This is a genomic window from Waterburya agarophytonicola KI4 (assembly GCF_020640915.1).
GTDB lineage: Bacteria > Cyanobacteriota > Cyanobacteriia > Cyanobacteriales > Xenococcaceae > Waterburya > Waterburya agarophytonicola.
Window position 1 is genome coordinate 1 of record NZ_JADWDC010000143.1, and the last position, 2744, is coordinate 2744.

Genomic DNA, 2744 nt, shown 5'->3' on the forward strand with positions numbered 1-2744 from the left:
GTAAAGTTTGGGGTGAAACTAGCTCTAACAAATTGTCTTCAAAACGAGTGTCCGAAGCACGGGGATTTTCAGACCACCAAATTGCTACAGGCAATCATAAGGCTTTTCAGAAAAAGATTAGTGAATGGTCTGAGAAAAAACTAAAGATATTCTGGCTACCTACTTATTCACCACAGCTAAACTTAATTGAAATTCTTTGGGGATTTATGAAATACGAGTGGATTGAATCTCAGGCTTACACTAGCTGGAATAACTTAGTTGAGTATGTAGAAAATATTCTTAAGGACTTTGGGACAAAATATACAATTAATTTTGCCTAGATACTTATATATCTACTGCACCACTTCAAAAGTAACGAGTGACTTTATAGCTGATATTCTTGAAAGCTGGTGGAAAGAAAACTGTGCGCGTTTTGCGCACATCAAAACCTTACTTCTCAATCAAGATAATGGACCAGAAAACCATTCGCGAAGAACCCAGTTCATGAAACGGATGGTGGAATTTGCGGACAAATATGAAATCAATCTAAAATTAGCTTATTACCCTCCGTATCATATGCGAAGCGGTATCCTTTAGGACAGTAAATACAATCCGATTGAGAGAACTTGGGGAGTACTAGAAAACCATTGGAACGGGAGTCTGTTAGATCAAGTTTCTACCGTGATTAAATTTGCTCAAACTATGAAGTGGAAAGGTTCTTATCCCAAAGTTGAGTTAGTAACCAAAACCTATGAAACGGGAGTTAAACTAACCAAAACCGAAATGGAAGAGATAGTTGGCAATCTGGTCAAGCCAGGTTTCTATAGTGCCTAAAAAGCTGTCGAACTGGGAAAGTTTACAGGAGCGTACTCGTTTACACCAAGCACGGATAGCACATTTAGCTCCCTTGGGAGTATAGTTATATTCAAATATTTTTGTTAATTCTTCTCGCAGGATGTATGCTTCAAACATATTCGGTGAGTAAGCCAAGAGACGTTGAAGCAACTCCCATTCTTCATCCGTCAATTCCTCAAGGGATTTGCGGAAGGTCCACATTGCACCTTTGATTTGCCCATACTCTTTCTCTGATAACTGCTTCTTCAGTAGCTTGAGCTCCTGTCTTCGTACTTTGTCGGCACAATGACGATAAGCTCGTGCCACGTGAAAGCGATCAATGACGATGTAGGCTCGTGGCAGTTGTTCTCTGGCTGCATTCACAAATCCCAGGTACATATCCGTACAGACCCGCTCAATTGTTTTACGGAGATGGGCGGGAATTGAGGCGAAGAATTTGACCACAGTCTCTTTCTTACGGTCGGCGAGGACGGCTAATACTTTAACCCCAAGGTGCGATTCGTTCCTACGAAATCTTCTTTTAAAAGAGGGATGTAGGGCTTCTGTTAAGTAACCGAAAGGTAGAGTTCGCACTTTAATCCTTAACAGATGATAACTTGTATTTCTTCAAGGTGAGGCTAGTAACCTAGAACACCAAGTCCTTGTCCTCTTGTGCGGAGGAAAAAGCACACAGCGTCCCTCTTGGTGACGAGAGTGAGAAGTTTCCCTTCTATCTGGGATGACAACCCAGATGTAAAAGCGGGAGTGAACGCGAACAGAGCGATAATTGCTGAAAACGCCTAATCGCTAGCATGAGTTCTATAACCGATCTGGACTGAGGTTAATACCAAGGAATAGGAACTCGTGGGATAGAAAAACTAATCATCTACTGAACCATCTCAATATAGTAGCAAGGGATATAAGCTAGTGATGTAAAAGATCACACCTTGCAGCCCAAAATAATGGGACGAACACAAAATTTACGTATCTCTTGGGAATACGTAACGCACAATTAGTTCATACAGGTGGATAGATGAATCCTAACGAACTCGAATCAACTGAATATGCCTTCATATTTAGCAAAGGAATACAGGAACGAAGTAACTCAACCTCATCCCCAGTAAAACTGGTAGGTATCGTCAAAACCGTATGGTGAGATTGAGGAAGATGGATCAAGAAGCCAAAGCCTAACCTGAAGCCACAGGAAATGCCTGAAAAGGGATGGGGTAACGCCCAGGATACGCAGACGTGATTCGCAATATATCAATGTGTAAAGGTACAAGTAGTAGTATATATGCCTAATACAGATTCAATAAAACCGAATACTGTGGGATGGGACAACATCAATTGGCTCAAAGTCGAACGATATGTCTACAAGTTACAAAAACGCATTTATGCAGCATCTCGTCATGGAGATGTTAAACAAGTTAGAAAACTCCAAAAAACGTTAGTGAGGTCTTGGTCAAATAAGGTCTTAGCGATTCGTCGGGTAACACAAGACAACAGGGGTCGAAAGACAGCAGGAGTGGATGGTAAGAAATCACTGTCCCCAGCAGCACGTCTTAGACTCATAGGACAACTCAAACTAACAGCAAAAAGTAGACCGACTCGACGAGTATGGATACCCAAACCTGGAAAAGATGAAAAACGTCCATTAGGAATCCCAACAATTCACGACCGCGCCTTACAAGCGTTACTAAAACACGCTTTAGAACCTGAATGGGAAGCTTTATTTGAAAGCAATTCCTACGGGTTTAGACCAGGACGTTCTTGTCACGATGCCATCAAGCAAATAAAAAACGCAATTCAATCTAAAGCCAAGTACGTTTTAGATGCTGACATCGCGAAATGCTTTGATAAAATCGACCACTTCGCATTACTACAGAAGCTCGGTTACACGGGCAAATTCAGGCAACAAATTAAAGCCTGGT

Annotated in this window: 3 protein-coding genes and 2 pseudogenes; 4 read left to right on the top strand and 1 reads right to left on the bottom strand. The window is 41.5% G+C overall.

What is annotated here, in order from left to right; translation table 11 throughout:
• Together I4641_RS23615 and I4641_RS23620 are read left to right on the top strand one after the other, a co-directional pair.
• Positions 1–320: transposase (locus tag I4641_RS23615; protein ID WP_229643033.1), on the top strand; the 320-nt coding region annotated here is incomplete at its 5' end.
• Positions 307–813: pseudogene (locus I4641_RS23620) on the top strand (ISAzo13-like element transposase-related protein); the annotation flags it as partial. The gene I4641_RS23615 and the pseudogene I4641_RS23620, both read left to right, overlap by 14 nt.
• Here the strand turns inward: I4641_RS23620 and I4641_RS23625 are convergent.
• Positions 772–1323 (bottom strand): annotated as a pseudogene (locus tag I4641_RS23625) (transposase); the annotation flags it as partial. The pseudogenes I4641_RS23620 and I4641_RS23625 overlap by 42 nt on opposite strands.
• A 523-nt stretch (positions 1324–1846) precedes the next feature.
• On the opposite strand from I4641_RS23625, the gene I4641_RS24015 reads away from it, so the two are divergent.
• Together I4641_RS24015 and I4641_RS23630 are read left to right on the top strand one after the other, a co-directional pair.
• On the top strand, positions 1847–1969 hold the full coding sequence (locus I4641_RS24015; protein ID WP_263858334.1) for a hypothetical protein: 123 nt from the start codon (positions 1847–1849) through the stop codon (positions 1967–1969).
• Between the two features lie 138 nt (positions 1970–2107).
• Positions 2108–2744 (top strand): reverse transcriptase N-terminal domain-containing protein (locus I4641_RS23630; protein WP_229643034.1); only part of this gene is annotated, 637 nt, incomplete at its 3' end.